Consider the following 18,613-nt stretch of genomic DNA (forward strand, 5'->3'; position numbering starts at 1 on the left):
ACTTGTATAATCATTTCATTACCCTGGTACTCCAATATATGGAAAAGGTTGAGTCAGCAGACTATCTGCTAGATGGAAAGCATCAAATCCGAGAACGTCTACTAAGTTTCACTAAGTATTTTTCGAAAGTCACTTGGTCTCACACCAGTTTTACTAAGGAACAGGTTCGAAAAATAATGAGAATCGACATATCCAAGTTTATAGCCAATATCGCTTATGGTCAGCTGGGTGTCGAGCAGCATCCGTTTAGCGGATTCTATCTTTTTGGAGATGACATAGTGATAGATAGTAGTTCCGACTTCTCTTTTGAATAAGCGATTCATTTGTTTATTGGAAATGCCAATATGTGAAGAGAGCTGAGTCGAGTCGAAAGGATGAAGGATACTGTTGTCCAAAAATTGTTTGATAGCTTGAACCGTTGATGTTAAAGCATCCCCTCTTTTACGCAAAGTTTCGTAGAGGCTGACGATGATTCTCATCAGGATGACCTGAAACTCTGATTGCAGTTCTTCAACTGATTTTGCTTTGACGCTTTCAATAGCCTCTTTAAATAAAGATTCCAACCCGCTTCTTTGAGTTACGACAAGGGAAAGCAGTTGATAAGCTTCAAGCATCTTCAGAATCCAAATTCCGCTAACGTTTAGCCATATATAGCTCCATTGCTCTTTGTGGTCAAGGTCTGAGGTAACTTCATGGCGGCAGCCTGCCGGAAGGATGAACACATCTCCCTGGCGAGCCATATGTGTTTGGGAACCAACCTTTACACATCCTTGACCGGAGAGTACATAACCGAACACGGTAATTTGGGCAAGCTTTCGAATATTGCAGTAATCCGTTTCGCAGTAATTAATCCCTAAGAACTGCACGCTCAGAGGAGGAGGCTCTCCAACCGGAGGCAGGTGAAATATAGGCCCATATTTGCTGGTTTTAGTCAATATCGTCATCGACCTCTCTGTTATGAGTCTCATTTCTATATTTAGATTAGGGGATGTGAGGGGGATTGGAAATATCACGATTTCAGATTGATTTAACATTTTGTTAGGTAATTGCAATCTTGAGTTAAAAGGGGGAAAGGAATATGATGGAGTCAAGTGCTTTGAGTTATAATGAAGACTTGAGGAGAAATAACACCATGCAGGAATATGCTCACGAATATGCACAACAGCTATATTTGAACCCCACTGAGTTTTTAAAAATGAGCGGTTTGTGGTGTCTTCGTCTTGGACATAACATAGCCAAACCAACCTATCAGATTGGGCCTAAAAGAATCGAATGCTACAGCCTTCATTTTGTAATTGAAGGTCAATTGCTGCTTCAATATGAAGACCAGGAAGCGATTCTCCAACCTGGCGATATTTGCTGTTTTTTCCCAAATGAATCGTATTCATATCGCATCTACGAACCGGAAAAGACTTTAAAGCTTATCTGGATTGCTTTTCAAGGGCCCCAGGCTGCACCTCTGCTGCAATCGCTGGGACTATCTCAGGACAGCCCGATTCTGCGTGCAAGGTGCAGCAAGGAAATCTGCAATAAGCTATATGCATTGCTTCATCATATCTCGGATCAATCGGATAGAGTCCAGGATATGGGCTTTTCAATAGAACTGCTGGAAAAGCTATATGCTATCTTTGCCATGCTTATGAAAGCGGGGAGGACTCTTAACGATGTCAAAGGCAACGTGGCTGACATACCATGGCTGCAGCGCTCACTTGATTTTATTCATTTGCATTATATGGAAGGAATCAGCATCAAGGAGGTTGCCGAAGCAGCGGGGGTACACAGATCTTACTTCTCGGATGTCTTCAAGAAAATGATAGGCGTATCACCTAATCGCTATTTGTACCGGCTCAAAATGGAAAAGGCCGCAGCATTGATCTCATTAGGGGATCGGAATATAACTGAGGTCGCCTATACGGTCGGCTATCCGAGTCTTTATTCGTTCTCACGAGCTTATCGTAATTACTATGGCCACTCTCCAGGCAGCAAGTCGTAATTCAAATGTCCCTTTTCCTCACTTGACGCACCGCTTTCTCTATTAAGCGTTTGGATAAAGCACGATATACTTATCATATAAACATCACAGGGAAGAGGAAAGGAAGATTACAATGAAGAGCGATTTTATCATGCAGCCTCCGCATCCTGAAACGGAATGGTCCTCATGCACAGGCTATTCGGAATCTGCCGTATTAATAGAAAGAATTATAGATGTCTCCCTAAAAGATGCCAGTATTTGCACAGGGCCGGATTATATGTACTATATGACCGGAACGACAGATGGGTCAAGCTTGCAAGTATGGACATCCGCAGACTTACAGTCATGGACGGGGCCAGTCGCAGTATGGAGCATGGAGCAAGAGGGAACGTGGCAAAAGGAGAGCGAGGGTTTATCTGGTATTTGTGCTCCGGAAATTCACTATGTGAAAGGAAAGTTCTGGATCACATACGGGCTAAGTCAAGGCGGCACCGGCTTGCTCCAAAGCTTTTCCGCCTCCGTCAAGGGCCCTTACCAGGATATGGGAAGGATAACAGCCGACGGGCAGGATGCCTCTTTATTTGAGGATGAAGACGGAGTTGTCTATTGGATTTACAGCAATGGCCAAATCGCCAAAATGAATGCGGACATGAACGGTCTTGAGGAAACTCCACGTATGGTAGAAGTACAGCCTTGGAAGGTCGCGGGGCGGGAGGATCATCCCTCGTACATAGGGAATCTGCAGGTAGGAAGTTACGGGGCGTTTCTGTACAAGCGGGATGGGTATTACTATATGTTCTGTGCAGATGCGCTCAAGAGGATGGGAAGCGATGGCGTAGATACTTTTGTAGCGGTGAGCCAATCGATCTATGGTCCCTATAGCCGGCGGTATTTGGCGCTTCCCCATGGCGGACAAATCTCTTTATTTACCGGACCGGACAATCAACTGTATGCCTCTTTTACGGGCTGTGGCAGTTATTCATCGGTTGAGCATTATCCTTCCGTTGTACCAATGTCTTTTGGAGGACCAGGATTCATTAGACCGATTGAAGGAGCGGTGCTTGAGAAGGGAGCGGTGGGAAGTCTTAAACCTGTCGCGGACTTCCTGATTCGGGATCCTCATATTAGCACAGGACCGGATGGAACGTATTATTTGACGGGGACTTCAGACAAGCCACATCGAAATTTTTGGGATCGGAACAACCAGCTTCATTTGTGGAGCTCATTAGATCTGAAGGAATGGAACCATGTAGCGAAAGTATGGGATTTATCCGAGAATGGCACATGGGAGAACAACATTTATGAGAATCCTTGTCTCTGGGCCCCAGAGATGATCTATTTGTACGGAACGTTCTGGATCACGTATTCGCTTCAAGGCGGAGGCACCGGTATGATTAAAAGCATATCCGGTCAAGCAGAGGGACCATATATCGATATGGGCCGGATGACGAATACGGATATAGATTCTAGTTTGTTCCAGGATGAGGATGGTCAAGTGTATTTTGTCTGGCAGGACGGTAAAATTGCCAGGATGAAGAAGGACATGACCGGCTTCGCAGAAGATCCTAGCAAGTTGTTAAGCTCGGATGGCCAGCGTGTAGGCTATGAGGGTGCATTTATCGTGAAGTATAAAGGCAAGTATATTCTTGGCGCCGCAGAGTGGAATGGAGATAAGCGAGTGGACGGCACCTACGATTTGATGTATGCCGTTGCGGATGATTTGTACGGCCCGTATACCCCTAGGCGGCTTGCGGTACCTCATGGCGGCCATGGAACGATGTTTATCGATCATAATGGCAATCTGATGTCTACTTTTTTTGGCAATGATCGAACCGCTCCTTTTCGGACACGTGTAGGCATTGTTCTGCTTCAAGCTGAAGAGGATGGAGCAGGACTATGCATAACGCCTTGTAATGAGTAATATAAAAACATGAATCAAGCTCTGATCGGGCTAGATTCATGTTTTTTTCTATCAAACGTGAAATGGAAAGGAGCTGCCTGCCCATGAAGTTTTTCTCTTTCAAAAAGTTGATTTCACCTACGGGTAGCATCCAAGGGAAGATCTTTGTTGCCTTTAGTTTGGTGACTTTGATTGGCATTGTGGCTGTGACGAGCATTGTTTATTTGTACATGAGACAAACGGTGAAGAATAATGCGATTACGTCTGTAACGGAGAGCATACGCCAGGCGGACGAATCGTTAAATTTGCGGCTGGAGGAAGTAAGTCGATTAAATACCGTGGTTGCTACCAATAAGACGGTTTTGGATACGCTGCTTAGCAAGACGGAGGAACCCAGCTATGAGTGGTTTCAGGAGCAGAAGCGAATCGAGGAGTTTTTATCCGCCCTGATTGCGTACAAACCATACATTTCACGAGTTGCTGTCATCGGGCTGAATGAGAAGGTATTTTTCGTCGGCTCCCCTTGGCTCGATAAGAATATTTTATTCACCCCGATGATGAATGATTTGTTGCAAAATGGCTCAGGGCATGCTTATTTTCATCAAACCGGCTTCAGCAACTCCATTGTAACCGGGCGTGAGCTCCGTTATAACCGTAATTTAATCGGCATGGTGATGTTTGATTTGAATGACGAGATCATTAAAAAAATCTACGATGTTAAACCGACACCGGACAGCATGTTGTATGTGGTTGATCAGAAAAATGAGTTTATTTATGAACCTCAGACGAGCGCGATTGCGAAGGGAACGGTCATTCAATTGGGTGAGGAGCTGGCTGGCAAAGACGGTTCCGTGGAAAGAGTTATTGACCAGAAATCGTATCTAGTCATCACGCGGAAATCGGATTATACAGGATGGTGCACGGTAGCCCTGGTACCTATGAAGTCGCTATTGACCGAAACGGCTCGAATCCGCAATGTATTGGCGACGGTAGCCATTATTGTATTTATCATTATCGTCATCGGTACGCTGCAGGTATCCTCGAGGATGACAAGAAATATTCGAAGGCTGAGATCGATGATGATGCATGTGATGGAAGGCAACATGACGCTTCCGACCGTCGAAATTCATTCCAAGGATGAAATAGGCCAGTTGTATCATGTTTTCAAAAGTATGGTAGAACAATTAAAGCGTTTGCTTGAAGGCATTGTAACGACGGAAAGAGAGAAGCGCGAAGCGGAACTAGCTGTTTTGCAGGCTCAAATTCGTCCTCATTTTCTGTATAACACACTGAATACGGTGAAGTACTTGGCCAAACTTAACGGGGTTCCGAATATTGTTGAGGTATCAGAATCCTTGATAGAACTCATGCGAGGTGTACTGGGAAATACGAATGAATTTCTTTCCTTGCAGGAAGAACTGCAGTATGTCCGCAGTTACGTCAATATTGAAAAATACAAATATGTGGAACCGATTCACTTGCAGATAGAAGTCGAGGATGAAGAGCTTTTACAGCTCCATGTTTTAAAATTGATGCTGCAGCCGCTTGTAGAGAATGCTATCATTCATGGTCTGTCCACCTCCGCGCAGGAGGGACATGTTCTGATACGCATTTATGAAGCCAATAAAGAGCTGAAAATTGAAGTCAGAGATACGGGCAAAGGAATGTCGAAGGCGCAGATTGATGCGTTATTCGAAATGAATAACGTTCAGACCAACACTCGTTTCAGCGGCATGGGCGTACGCAATGTACATGAACGCATCGTTCGACTGTTCGGAGAGCCTTACGGCGTGTTTGTATATAGTGAGCCAGAAGCGTATACCACGGTGCAGATTAGATTTCCATTGCTGCCAGGTACGGAACGAATCGAAGAGGAGGAGGGCTCAAGGCATGTTTCAAATATTATTGGTAGATGATGAGGCGTTGGCACGCAACGATGTGAAGAGTATGCTGGACTGGGAGAAGCACGGGTTCACCCTATGCGGAGAGGCGTATAACGGTTCCATGGCACTTGCCATGATGGAGCAGCATACGCCGCATATCGCAATTATGGATGTGAGTATGCCTGTCATGAATGGCGTAGAATTGAGTCTCATGATCAGAAACCGATTTCCCAAAGTGAAGATTATTATGTTGAGTAGTTTTGACGATTTCGATTATGTAAGGGCTTGCCTCATGAACGGGGCGATGGATTATTTGCTCAAACATCGATTAACGCAGGATGCACTTTTGACACTTCTGAATAAAGCGGTACAGCAATTGCAGATGGAAGAGCGGGAACAGGATGTTCGCAGCGCTCAAACCCAAATGATGGAACGTCTAAGTCCTGTTATTCTTCGGGAATATGTAGCCAATTTGGCCAGGGATGTGCAGGGATCTGGAGAAGAACTATATGCTTATGCGCGTGACAATAAGCTATTTCCCCATTCCGTCAATTATGGCGTGGCTGCTGTACAGATCGTTCCTTTTTTATTGTTGACGGAGCTGTTTACCGATGTAGAGAAGAACCGGTTCGTACAGCGGGCACTGGATGTGATGCAAATGGCAATTGGCGATAGTCAGACGCGGACGGTAGGCTATGTGGGGGAGGGACGATTTATTGTCCTAATTTCTTCTGTGGATCGGAGTGAGCACACGGTTACTACTCAAATGAGTCAAGCGATGAACAGTCTGTCCCATTCAATGGGGAAATTCCTCAACTTGACATGTATTTATGCCATAGGTCCCCTATATGGAAGTTTGAGACAACTTGCCGCGAGTTATAGTAGAGCTAATCAGGTAATGAACGAAATTTTCTATCAGGATATGCATACTTCAACGCTTAGAGATCCTTTGTTCATGGAAGAAAGGAAGCAGTTGCAGCTTTTTCTAGAGCAGCTCGATTGGGAAAGAACGAACCAAATCATTTCAACCATTTTTGCAGGGCTTGCCAGTCAGCCTGTCTACGCCATGCCGGTACAGCTCATTGTCAGTGAAATGCTTCATCTTGCTGAGATGTCGCTCAAGCGGCATGTTCCCCGTACCTCCTTCGAAGAAGACGGGCTCCCCTCAAGGAACGAACTGGGACAATTAAAAAGCATTGCCAATCTGGAGATATGGTTGTTGCAATACTATGCACGTATGATGGAGATCATTAAGAAACAGCATGCAGGGGGGACTTATTCGCGTCATATCCTGAAAGCGGTTCAATTTATTTCTGACAATTATGCCTCTAACAACATATCCTTGGAGATAACAGCGAATGCCCTCAATTTGAATCCATCTTATTTAAGCCGATTGTTCAAAGAGGAGACGCAAATGACCTTTAGCGAATATTTGAACCGAGTTCGTATTAAAACAAGCTGTATGCTCATGGAATCAGGCCGCATTGTTTTGAAACAGATTAGCTTGGAGGTCGGTTTTTTGAATTATACGTACTTTTTTAAAGTGTTTAAACTAATAACCGGTCTGACACCTCAGGCTTATATAGATAGCCTGAAACCATCAAAAAAGTAGAATGGAAAGTCATATATGTGGAATCAACTGCAACAATGAATTGCTTATAATAAGTTCAACCCTTAGAAAACGCTTTCTTGAAAAGGGTGACAACCATTTGATCGGAGGAACGAATGAATGAAAAGAAATTGGGGGACAGTATTGCTTTCAACCTTAGTCGTTTCCAGTATGACACTTACCGCCTGCAGCTCGGATGCACCGAGTAAAGAGAAAGAAGGGAAAACCCCGGCGAAAGATGTGAAAAGTGTGTCAGTAGATGGATTTCCGATTGTGAAAGACCCGATTAAGCTGAAGATGTTCACAAGAATTGCGCCAACCAATGGACCCTTCAAGGACATGCCGGTGTTTCAGGATTATGAAAAAATGAGCAATATTCAAGTTGAATTTATTGAGGCGCCAACGGATGGTTTTAATGAGAAGAAAAACCTGTTGTTTGCCTCCAATGAGCTCCCTGATGTGATGTATCGCTCTGGCCTCACTCCTTTAGAAGCTATTCGCTATGGTACCGGCGGTCAATTAATTCCGCTTGAGAAGCTGATTGATTCGTATGCCCCTAACCTCAAAAAACTAATGGATGCTTATCCAGAGATTCGTTCATCCATGACAACACCAGAAGGTCATATTTATGCCCTTCCAGGTATCGTGACCGTCAACTCCGCTAGAACGGATAAGCGATGGATGAATCAAACCTGGCTGAAGAAGCTGAATCTGAAGGAGCCTGAAACGACGGATGAGCTGTACGAGGTGCTGAAAGCTTTCCGGGATAAAGATCCGAATGGCAACGGCAAACAGGATGAAATTCCGATGACTGCACGCAATGGTTTGAGTATCGTACCTATCATGGCTGGATCTTTCGGCTTGGATTTTCAGTTAGGTTACAACATTAATCTTGAGAATGACAAGGTTAATATTTGGATGGGCAACGATCGGAATAAAGAATTACTGATGTATTTAAATAAGCTGTATTCAGAAAAATTGCTCGATCCAGAGCTTTTTGCCCAGAAGGAAGCGCAATATTTGACGAAGCAAGGAACAGGTAATACCGGTTTCTTCTTCGATCAGACGAACAATCCCATGTTGGAATCGAAAGTTAACGATCAGTATATCGGCATAGCACCAGTCAAAGGGCCGCACGGTGACAGTCTGCAGCTGGCCGCACCCGTACCAAGGGATTTTGGGGCGTTTGCCATCACTTCGGTGAATAAGAATCCGGAAGCAACGATGCGTTGGATTGATTATTTCTACAGCGATGAAGGATCCACTTTGCTGCGATTCGGTCGTAAAGGCGACAATTATGAATTGCGCGATGGAATTCCTTATTATACCGATGCCTTCCTGGCGACAGGCAATCAATCCAAAATCACCCCTTATGCCGGAGGCGGGGCGCCGCATCTGATTAGCGAGAAGGTAGCTTCTTACATTAATCCGCCTCAAGTACAGGAAGCTCAGAAGAAGCTGGATCCTTTCATGCCGAAGATTCGCTATGCTGCACCTATGTTTGATGAGCAAACAGCGCAACAAATCAATATACTGCGTAACGATATTGATAAATATTATGAAGAGCAGAGCACCAAGTTTATTGCAGGAGCACTTAGCTTCGATAAGTGGGGAGAATTCCAGAATACGCTCAAAAAGATGAAAATTGACGAGCTGCAAAAACTTTACCAAGACGCTTATGACAACCTCAAAAAGCAAAAATAAGATTAACATGATGGCTGGAGGGCTACACATGAAAAGTACGACAAATAGGGTGACGCTTGCGTCTCAACCCAAATCGAGGCGCTCCAGCCTCCTTAAATCAATAACTAGTAGATACGATCTCTACTTAATGCTGCTGATACCTATCGTATGGTACCTTGTGTTCCATTATGGACCTTTGTATGGCTTGCAAATCGCCTTCAAGAACTTCAGTCCAGCCAAAGGAATCAGCGGAAGCGCGTGGGTTGGTTTGGATCATTTCAAGCGCTTTGTAGCATCTTATTATTTCTGGAGACTGTTGTGGAACACGATTTCGATTAACTTGTTTTCTTTATTGTTTGCTTTTCCTATTCCCATTCTTCTAGCTTTAATCATTACCGAAATTCGCAACAAAGCCTTCAGCAAGATCGTGCAAAATATTACGTACATCCCTCATTTTATTTCTATCGTTGTTATGGTAGGGATGCTGCAGTTGTTTTTATCTCCGCAAGGAGGTCCTGTTAATTCGATTCTTGCAGCATTTGGCGCAGCGCCGGTCCGATTTCTCGATTCAGCGGGCTGGTTTAAATCCATCTTTATCGGGTCCAACATATGGCAAAATATGGGGTGGCAATCCATTATTTATATTGCGGCCCTTAGCGGTGTCAATCCGCAGCTGTATGAAGCGGCCAAAATGGATGGCGCAAGTCGGCTACGGCGCATTTGGCATGTATCAATTCCAGGCATTCTCCCGGTTATCGTCATCTTGCTTATTCTCGATGTAGGACATTTCATGAATGTCGGTTTTGAGAAGATTTTGCTCATGCAAAATAATTTGAATTTGGAATCCAGCGATGTCATTTCTACCTTCGTTTACTCGGCAGGTATTCTAAAAGGGGAGTACAGCTATACAGCTGCGATAGGTTTGTTTAACTCTATTATTAACCTTGCGCTGCTGCTGCTCGTGAATCGCTTTGCTCGTAAAAAGGCCGAGACAAGCTTATGGTAAGGAGGGTCGTATGATGAAGGAACTAACACGCAAGAAAATGAAGTCGGATGAAAAGCTATTCGATGCCATCGTGGGTGCATTGGCTGTTCTAATTGTTGTAGTAGTGCTGTATCCGTTGCTCTTTATCGTCAGCGCATCCTTCAGTGACCCTGCACTAGTGCTGAATGGGGAAGTGATCTTGCTGCCTAAACAAATTACTTTGGAGGCGTACAAGAATGTATTCCATAACAATCAGATATGGAACGGATATGGAAATACAATTGTATATACACTGATCGGAACTGCGATCAATCTAATCATGACGACTTTAGCGGCCTATCCGTTATCAAGACCAGATCTGCCTGGACGGGGAGGCATCATGTTTTTTGTAACACTTACGATGTTTTTCAGTGGCGGACTCATTCCATCGTATCTCCTTGTTAAAAATTTAGGCATGGTGAACACCATGTGGGCGTTAGTAATTCCGGGTGCAATTGCCACCTATAATTTAATTGTGATGAGAACTTATTTTCAATCCAATATCCCATGGGAAATTCAGGAGGCCGCACATATCGACGGGTGCTCCAACTGGAAGCTGCTCACACATGTCATATTGCCTTTATCCAAACCGATATTGGCCGTCATGGTGTTGTTTTACGCTGTAGGTCACTGGAATTCCTACTTCAATGCCTTAATTTATATACGCAACAAGGATTTATATCCATTACAGCTCGTGCTGCGTGAAGTGTTAATGGTTAGCCAAGCAGACGCAGTTGACAGCAATGTGGGACTGGAATCCAAAGTGCTGCTGGCTGAGAGTATCAAATATGTGGTGATTATTATTTCCAGCTTGCCGGTACTGCTGATGTATCCTTTTGTACAAAAGCATTTTGTGAAGGGTGTTATGATAGGTTCATTAAAAGGATAAAGAATGGAAGGAAGCGTTGTGTTCATGCAAGCAAGAGCTAAGATCCAGGTGAATAAGAATCAAGTCGGCAATGATAGAATTAATCCTTATCTATTTGGGCATTTTGTAGAGGATATCCGTGATCATATGGATGCTATGTTGGCCTATCCGCTTTCGGATATGGATTTTGAAAGTATGGACGGGACATATAGGGGGCTTTCCGGAAGCTGGCGTCCTTATACGAATGGGAAAAGTACGATATATGGTCTCGAACCCGCTGCTGCGCGTCATTCTGGACATAGTCAGCTGGTTCGAATTTATAGCGACGATGAGGCTTACGCAGGTATAAGTCAAGCGATTGCTGTAAAACAGGATCGGGATGGCTATTCTTTGACTCTGTATGCAAGAACTTCTGTCGAAATTAAGATCGTTGCAGCAGAGATTGTGGATAGGAAGAGTGGAGAAGTGCTTGGTTCCACTCGAATCAATCTAGAAAGCCATAACTGGAAGCACTATGAATCTCATCTTCCGGTATTGCGCGATTGCGAGCATGCGGAATTCCGATTATATGTACCATCGGATCATGAGCGCTGGCGGGATCATGTATCCACGGGAATGCTTTGGCTGGATCATATTTCGCTGCTTCCTTCTGACAGTGCAGGCAATGTTCGCAAGGAAGTTATGGAAATGACCAGGGACCTGAACGCCGGCATGATGCGGCTTGCAGGGAATTATATAAGTGCCTACCACTGGCAGCAGGCTGTTGGTCCTGTGAATGAGCGGCCCTGTGTGATCAATGAAGCATGGGGCGGTTGGACGAATAAGTATTTTGGCACGGATGAGTTTATTAAGTTCTGCCGTGATTTGAATGTAGAGCCTCTAATTTGTGTTAACGATGGTTCAGGCACACCGGAAGAAGCGGCCGAGTGGGTTGAATATTGTAATGGTGGTTTGGATACGCCTATGGGTAAACTTCGGGCAGCCAATGGGCACGTCGAGCCGTATGGCGTGAAGTACTGGGAGATCGGCAACGAAGTATGGGGAGCATGGCAGGTCGGGCATTGCAGCGCTGAGCAATTCGCAGAACGCTATATGCGATTTGCCCAATCCATGAAGGCCCGTGATCCCGAGATTAGGCTGCTCGCTTGCGGAGATGACAAAATGGATTGGAACAAAACTCTGCTGGATCGAGCCGCAGAGCACATTGATTATTTAACTTTGCATTTATATCATGGTTACAATCGATTTGGCATGAATGATCGCACGCCAAAAGAAGAACGTTATAAAGCAATGTTCTCTTATCCGGAATGGACGAGGGAAACCGTAAGGCAATTGAGAGAAATATTCAGCTCTACTAGCCGTTATGCCCATCTGAAATTGGCAATCACGGAATACAATACGATGTACTATCCGAATACCATGCGCAAGGGTCTTCCCAATGAACATACCCTTGAAGCAGCAGCTGTCAATGCAGCAAATTTGAATGAGTTTATCCGAAATAGCGATTTGATTGAAATAGGCAGCTTTTCCGATTTAGTCAATGGCTGGCTTGGCGGTTGCATCCGAGTAGGGGATTTCTATGCGGATCAATTTCGCGGTAAGTCCTCTGGCAGGAGCGAAAACTCTTTAATCGTTTATGGCACTCCATCCTATTATGTCATGAAAATGTATGCAAACCGCGACTTGGGCTATGTTGTTCAGAGTCATACAGAATGCGGCAGCTTTAAGGTGAATAGCCTTGTGTCTACAGAACCAAACCTTGATGACCTGCCGAATTTGGACGTCGTGGCTTGTACCAATGTTAGTGGAGATAAGCTGACGATCTTCATGGTGAATCGAGGCCTCGAAGACACCTTAACGGAAGTGCAGCTGGACGGATTTGCCGAGTCGGGCAAAGCCCATCTATCGGAAATAACAGCGGATCATTATGAATGCATAAATAGTGCGCAAAACCCGAATTCTGTGGTCTGCAAAGGTCATGAATTATCATTTTTCAAATCTCAAGTGACCTGTCAGCTGAGGGCGTCATCCGTCTACGTCTTGGAAATCACTCGCTAACGGGAGTAAAGGATAACTGGATGCTACAAATTAAGAGGACATGGATATTTATTTTGGCTGGTTGTGTTCTTCTTTCAGTGATTTTGACGATACAGCCGCAGCTTTGGGGAAAGAAAGGGGCGGACAGGATGGAGATAGCCTTGCATCAGACCTACCAGAATCCGTTCGTATTGGACCAGGAATGGGAGGATTATGGCATCGGGGATCCTTACATTCTTCGCTTTGACGGCAAATATTATCTCTACTGCAGCACGAAGGATCGCAGAGTCGGGGTCAAGGCATGGAGCTCCGACGATCTTGTGAATTGGCGCTACGAAGGTTTGGTGACAGAGGAAGCTGTCAGTGAGGGAGCTTATGCACCGGAGGTCGTCTATTGGAACGGATTGTTCTATATGTACACTTCTCCGGCGGGCAAAGGACATTACGTCCTGCAAAGCGACAAACCAACGGGACCGTTCGTAAAGAAGACAGACAATCTCGGTTTCACGATTGATGGCTCTGTTTTCATCGACGACGATGAGAAATGGTATTTCACACATGCCAAATTCGGCGGCATTATGGCAAGCCCGATGTCCGATCCGTATACAATCGAAATGGACAAGCAGTTGAACGTCTCGCTCGGACATTGGACGGAAGGTTCGATGATCATCAAACGAAATGGACGTTATTTCATAACTTACACGGGCAATCACGTATTTAGCAAGGGCTACCGTGTCAATTACGGGGTAAATCATGACTCTCCGATAGGAACTTATACAATTCCCCAGAACAACCCGATTCTGATTTCTACTGCGGATGATTTCAACGGTCTTGGCCACAGTGCGACGGTCATGGGTCCTGATCTGGATTCGTATTATATCGTCTACCACAACCTGATTGGACGTTCTGCCGAGGGCCCTCCCGTTCGTAAACTGAATCTGGATCGCCTCGTATTCAACGGCGACAAGATGTCCGTTCTGGGGCCGACGCACGGGACACCGCAGGAAACGCCCAGCATGCCGATTTTCTGGGACGTGCCGGGCGCTGCGCCATCCGGTGACAAGTGGGAGAGAACCAGTCAAACTGGGGGCGTCGAGTCTCTGTTGGCACGATCGGGCACGGGCAGCCAATATACAGCTGAATACAACTTCAGATTGAATGATGTGCAAAGTGTTGGTTCGATATCTTCAATAGATGCCGTATTCGCATACGAGGATTCGGGCAATTACCGTACAGCCCATGTGAACGAAGCGACGATGGAACTCTCACTGATCGATCGTGTGAACGGCGTCGAAACGGTTGTTGCGACGGAGCCGCTGCCAAAGGGTACCGATCTGACGAAGCTCCATACGATCCGCATCGAGTCGGGCAGTTCCAATACGATGCTCTATTGGGACGGGCTGCTTAAGATTGAGCAACCAGCAATGGCTGGGAAAGCTGGCCGTATCGGATATGTTTGGCCGAAAGGGACGAATCCGGACCTGCACTACACAGCCTTTGCGAATGAAGCGAACGGCAGCGGCGATATGAAAGTGATTAAACCGCTGCCCGGCGCGTTGGAAGCTGTTCATGGTGTACGTGACGGCAAACCAAGCATTCGCTCTGGCATAACGCCTGATGGCAGTGATGCTGTAGTCTTGTCGAACAAGGACGACGGCCTGTCCTTTCCCATCAATATTCGCGAGGATGGCAGCTATCTGCTCTCGGTTAACGCAGCCAAAACGTCGGCTGGATCAACGTTGGTGATCGAATCAAACGGCAAGACCAAGGAAATTAAGCTGGACGCTTCTTTATTTGCCGGCGATACGGAGTGGACGAAAGTACCGCTGGGCAAGTTCGAGATGAAGATAGGACCGCAATGGCTGTCGCTGCGCCGGGGGAAGGGCGAAATCACGCTTAGGTATGTGGAAGCGAGTCTGACGGTTCCCGTACACGCACAGTCGGTCATCAAGCCGACGGCCGTTGGTATTGTCAATCGATTCGGCGGTGACGCCGGTTGGGCGGATTACACGGTAAGCTTCGATCTTACCCTGAAAAAAGCAACGGCAGATGAGGCAGCAGTTCTGCTGCGGACGACGAACGAGTCTGAATTCAAGGATCAGGTGAAAGATGCTTTCATGGGCTACATGCTGGCGTTTCATAATGACAGGGTCATTTTGAAGCGGATAAGTTACGAAAATTCAGTGGAAAAGGCTTCCGGCAACCTTGCGTTTAAGCCTGGTCAAACCCACAGGGTTACCGTAAAGCTGGAAGGAGCATCAATAGTTGTTCTCTCCGATGATAACAACGAGCCTATTTTGAAGTGGACGGACCCGAATGCGTTTCTTCAAGGTCGCGTAGGCCTTTCAGGCGCATCGCCGGGATGGACGATTTCGCCGCTGACGGTGATCCCAGCACCATAGGAGTTGCGTTAGACCGCATGCGAGCGTATTGCTCGGTGCGGTTATTTTAGTCCTTTGAAGTCTATCGGGAGCAAGCGTCCAAACATTGCTTAAATGTTCTTCATATAACAAAAGAGTACAGATATTGATGACCTGAGGTGATGGAATGCATGGGCTACTGGAATAACAAACTAGGCAAACACCGTGCTCTACTAACTAATAAGGAGCTGGCGCGCCACCTGCCGCCGACGAAACTTGCCACGAAGGCGAACATACATGGGATGTTGGAGAAATATCGCACACTCTATCTCAAACCGAACCACGGAACCGGGGGCAATGGGATATTTAAGCTCTCTCACCACGGTAACAAATATCGCCTGCAAAACGGCACGCGCAGCCGAACATTCACTTCCTTCGAAGGGGCGTTTACCGCTTTCACTAAATCAAGGGCGAAGAAAATCTATCTGGTTCAAAAGGGCATCTCTCTGCTCCATTATCAGAAACGGCCGTTCGATTTGCGCATCATGGTTCAGCGCAGCCCGCAGCGCAAATGGGAGGTAACGGGGATCGTGGGACGCTTAGCCCGGCCTCATAAAGTCGTGACCAACTACCATAGCGGCGGCAAGCCGATGCCGGCCAGAGAGCTGCTGACGCCTTTTGTGCCAAGTGCGGAGCAGTCTCCCTATATCGGTCAGCTGAATACGCTAGGCCTTCGGATTAGCAGACATATGAGCGGCATTTTCCCACGTTTTCTTGCGTATGGGGTGGATATAGGAATTGATAAAGAGCTTAAGCCTTGGATCATAGAGGTCAATACGAAGCCGGATAAATTCATATTTAATGCCCTTGCCGACAAGCGAATGTTTCGCAAAATCATGCGGTATGCGAGAATCTCCAAAACAAGCGGATGATGGAGAAACAATAGTTCAATATCAGAAGGGCTGCAAAGTGTTGCAGCCCTTCGTTGCACCTAGCGGGAAGTTATGCGTGCCATAAAGCAGGCGATTCGAAGTACTTGATCCTTACTTCTAAATGATGTATATTGATTTTACATTGACATTACAGCAGGTCTAAAAAAGGAGGAGCCATGTCACCACGTACCAAAGAACAGAATGATGCGATCCGGGAGATGCGGATGGACCAAATTATGCAAGCGGCTGCGGAAGCATATTTGGAGAAGGGCATTCAATTGGAAATACGCGATGTTGCGCTCAAGGCAGAGCTCGGCTACGGAACCGTGTATCATTACTATAAAAACAAGTACATGCTTTTGGAGGATTTACTGTGGGAAGCCCTGAATCGAACGGAGTCTGCAGTGATGTCCGCTATGACGGGAGAGGGTGGCAGTTTGCTCAAAGCGGAGTCGTTCTCCAGGCTGCTCCTGCAGAAGTGCATTCATGACCCATCCGTATTTATTTTGCTTAAAACGGTTTCGGACAATTTTCATCACTTCCCGGGAAACCGGTTCATCAAGCTGTTTGATGATTTTCAGGAACGGATCTATTTGCCGTTTGTGGCAATGATTCGTGAAGGAATCTCTTCCAAATCACCGGAAAAAGCAGCTAATCTGATATTTGGTACACTTGTTGGCTGCACAACGCTTAACATCCACCACAATATGCGGAACGAGATCGATGTGGATGGGATTGTCGATATGATTTTTTCAGGCATACAGTCAAAGGAGAGATGAATGGAATGATCATCCTGAAATCGAGAGCAGAAATTGAAGAAATGAGAAAAGCCGGCGGAATTGTCGCTGCTTTTCATCAAGCAATCGCAGGTATGATTCGGCCGGGTGTCACGACGCTCGATATCGAGTCGTTCGCAGTGCGGTTCCTGAAGGAGAATGACGCCAGGGCGTATACGATAGGCTACAACGGGTATCCGTTTGCGACTTGTGCGTCTGTCAACGACGTCATTGCGCATGGTTTTCCGAACAGGAAGCCGCTCAAGGAAGGCGACATCGTCACAATCGACATCGTCGCGGAAGCGGATGGCTGGATTGGCGATTCAGCTTGGTGTTATGCGGTCGGCGAAGTGTCGGAAGAAGCCCGTAATCTGATGCAGGTAACGAAGGAAAGCTTATATCTGGGTATCGAAAAAGCTGTTGTCGGAAACCGGATCGGCGATGTGATGCACGCGGTTCAAACCCATGCCGAGCGAAACGGATTCTCGGTGGTGCTCGATCTGCTCGGTCATGGCGTAGGAAGGGAGATGCACGAGGAACCTAATTATACCCACACCGGGAATCCGGGCAAAGGGTTCCGCTTGAAGGAAGGGATGGTTTTTACGATCGAGCCGATGCTAAATGCTGGAAAAGCATTAATGACGGTTGATGCCGACGGATGGACCGCCAGAACCGCTGACGGCTCGCTTTCCGCACAGTACGAGCATACGATCGCCATTACTGCGGATGGTCCGATTATATTGACGGCACAATAGAATTCGATCCTTTTGATAGTAAAAAATAGGAGGCCTTTCTATGACAATTGACTCCCAGAAAGATATTGATGGTCTTACGGAAATCGGTAAAATCGTTGCGTTGACAATAAGTGAAATGAAACGTAACACGCGTGTTGGAATGACGACGAAGGAATTGGATGATATCGGAGAAAAATTTTTAAATAGCTGCGGGGCAGTGTCTGCTCCCAAAACAACCAAAAACTTTCCTGGCAGCACGTGTATCAGCATTAACCGTGAAATTGCTCATGGAATACCGGGAAATCGAAAAATTCAGCCGGGCGACCTTATTAACATCGATGTTTCTGCTGAGCGTGGAGGCTATTTTGCGGATTCGGGTCACTCTTTTCAAGTGCCTCCATACAATTCTTCTTTAACACGTCTCTGCAACTATACTCACGATACGATGATGAAGGTTATTTCTTCACTCAAACATGGAGTAAAATTGAACGAAATCGGCAGGATTATTCAAACCGAAGCTGAAAAAGGCGGTTATAAGGTTATAAAGAATTTGTGCAGTCATGGTATTGGAAAATCCCTACATGAAGCTCCAACAGGGATCCTTCCCATCTATAACAAGCACGACAAACGTGTATTGAAAGAGGGTTTAGTCATTACGATTGAGCCTTTTTTATCAACGGGTGCGGATTATTTCGTTGAGCAGTCGGATGGGTGGACTTTATGTCTACCGGGCGGCGGCTTTGCGGCACAACATGAACACACCATAATTATTACAAAGAATCAACCCATCATCGTGACTGTAGCTTAGGATATCTGAACAAAAGTAGGAGGACGA

General features: G+C 46.0%; 14 protein-coding genes. 13 read left to right on the top strand and 1 reads right to left on the bottom strand.

The window, feature by feature from the left end; translation table 11 throughout:
* Nucleotides 1–101: 101 nt before the first annotated feature.
* Nucleotides 102–935 carry a helix-turn-helix domain-containing protein gene (locus tag BC351_RS16965; RefSeq protein ID WP_158082118.1) on the bottom strand — a complete coding sequence of 278 codons (834 nt, stop codon included), beginning with the start codon at nt 933–935 and terminating at the stop codon, nt 102–104.
* A 143-nt stretch (nt 936–1,078) separates the two neighbouring features.
* On the opposite strand from BC351_RS16965, the gene BC351_RS16970 reads away from it, so the two are divergent.
* The 13 genes from BC351_RS16970 to map (BC351_RS17030) all read left to right on the top strand — a co-directional run bounded on the left by BC351_RS16970 (nt 1,079) and on the right by map (BC351_RS17030) (nt 18,586).
* Nucleotides 1,079–1,993 carry an AraC family transcriptional regulator gene (locus BC351_RS16970; protein ID WP_079413927.1) on the top strand — a complete coding sequence of 305 codons (915 nt, stop codon included), beginning with the start codon at nt 1,079–1,081 and terminating at the stop codon, nt 1,991–1,993.
* Between the two features lie 112 nt (nt 1,994–2,105).
* Nucleotides 2,106–3,893: a family 43 glycosylhydrolase gene (locus BC351_RS16975; protein ID WP_079413928.1), complete on the top strand. Its 1,788-nt coding sequence runs from the start codon at nt 2,106–2,108 to the stop codon at nt 3,891–3,893.
* A gap of 83 nt (nt 3,894–3,976) precedes the next feature.
* Nucleotides 3,977–5,788 carry a cache domain-containing sensor histidine kinase gene (locus BC351_RS16980; protein WP_079413929.1) on the top strand — a complete coding sequence of 604 codons (1,812 nt, stop codon included), beginning with the start codon at nt 3,977–3,979 and terminating at the stop codon, nt 5,786–5,788.
* On the top strand, nt 5,763–7,367 hold the full coding sequence (locus BC351_RS16985; protein ID WP_079413930.1) for a response regulator: 1,605 nt from the start codon (nt 5,763–5,765) through the stop codon (nt 7,365–7,367). Before BC351_RS16980 ends, BC351_RS16985 begins: the two co-directional genes overlap by 26 nt.
* Before the next feature lie 117 nt (nt 7,368–7,484).
* Complete coding sequence (locus BC351_RS16990) at nt 7,485–9,068, top strand: extracellular solute-binding protein (protein WP_079413931.1); 1,584 nt, start codon at nt 7,485–7,487, stop codon at nt 9,066–9,068.
* Nucleotides 9,069–9,096: 28 nt separating this feature from the next.
* On the top strand, nt 9,097–10,053 hold the full coding sequence (locus tag BC351_RS16995; protein WP_079413932.1) for an ABC transporter permease: 957 nt from the start codon (nt 9,097–9,099) through the stop codon (nt 10,051–10,053).
* A 13-nt stretch (nt 10,054–10,066) separates the two neighbouring features.
* On the top strand, nt 10,067–10,960 hold the full coding sequence (locus BC351_RS17000; RefSeq protein WP_079413933.1) for a carbohydrate ABC transporter permease: 894 nt from the start codon (nt 10,067–10,069) through the stop codon (nt 10,958–10,960).
* 24 nt (nt 10,961–10,984) lie between these two features.
* Complete coding sequence (locus BC351_RS17005) at nt 10,985–12,997, top strand: alpha-L-arabinofuranosidase C-terminal domain-containing protein (RefSeq protein ID WP_079414003.1); 2,013 nt, start codon at nt 10,985–10,987, stop codon at nt 12,995–12,997.
* Between the two features lie 128 nt (nt 12,998–13,125).
* Nucleotides 13,126–15,378 (top strand): glycoside hydrolase family 43 protein, encoded by a 2,253-nt coding sequence (locus tag BC351_RS17010; RefSeq protein WP_158082119.1) that lies wholly within the window; start codon nt 13,126–13,128, stop codon nt 15,376–15,378.
* Between the two features lie 149 nt (nt 15,379–15,527).
* On the top strand, nt 15,528–16,268 hold the full coding sequence (locus BC351_RS17015) for a YheC/YheD family protein (protein WP_158082120.1): 741 nt from the start codon (nt 15,528–15,530) through the stop codon (nt 16,266–16,268).
* Nucleotides 16,269–16,444: 176 nt separating this feature from the next.
* Nucleotides 16,445–17,047, top strand: coding sequence for a TetR/AcrR family transcriptional regulator (locus BC351_RS17020; RefSeq protein WP_079413936.1), 603 nt, complete (start codon nt 16,445–16,447; stop codon nt 17,045–17,047).
* Nucleotides 17,048–17,052: 5 nt separating this feature from the next.
* Nucleotides 17,053–17,799, top strand: coding sequence for a type I methionyl aminopeptidase (gene map / locus BC351_RS17025; RefSeq protein ID WP_079413937.1), 747 nt, complete (start codon nt 17,053–17,055; stop codon nt 17,797–17,799).
* 40 nt (nt 17,800–17,839) lie between these two features.
* The gene (gene map / locus BC351_RS17030; protein ID WP_079413938.1) at nt 17,840–18,586 is read left to right on the top strand and encodes a type I methionyl aminopeptidase; all 747 of its coding nucleotides are present in this window, start codon (nt 17,840–17,842) and stop codon (nt 18,584–18,586) included.
* Nucleotides 18,587–18,613 lie beyond the last annotated feature (27 nt).

Origin of the sequence: Paenibacillus ferrarius (assembly GCF_002027705.1) — a bacterium.
Classification (GTDB): Bacteria; Bacillota; Bacilli; order Paenibacillales; family NBRC-103111; genus Paenibacillus_E; species Paenibacillus_E ferrarius.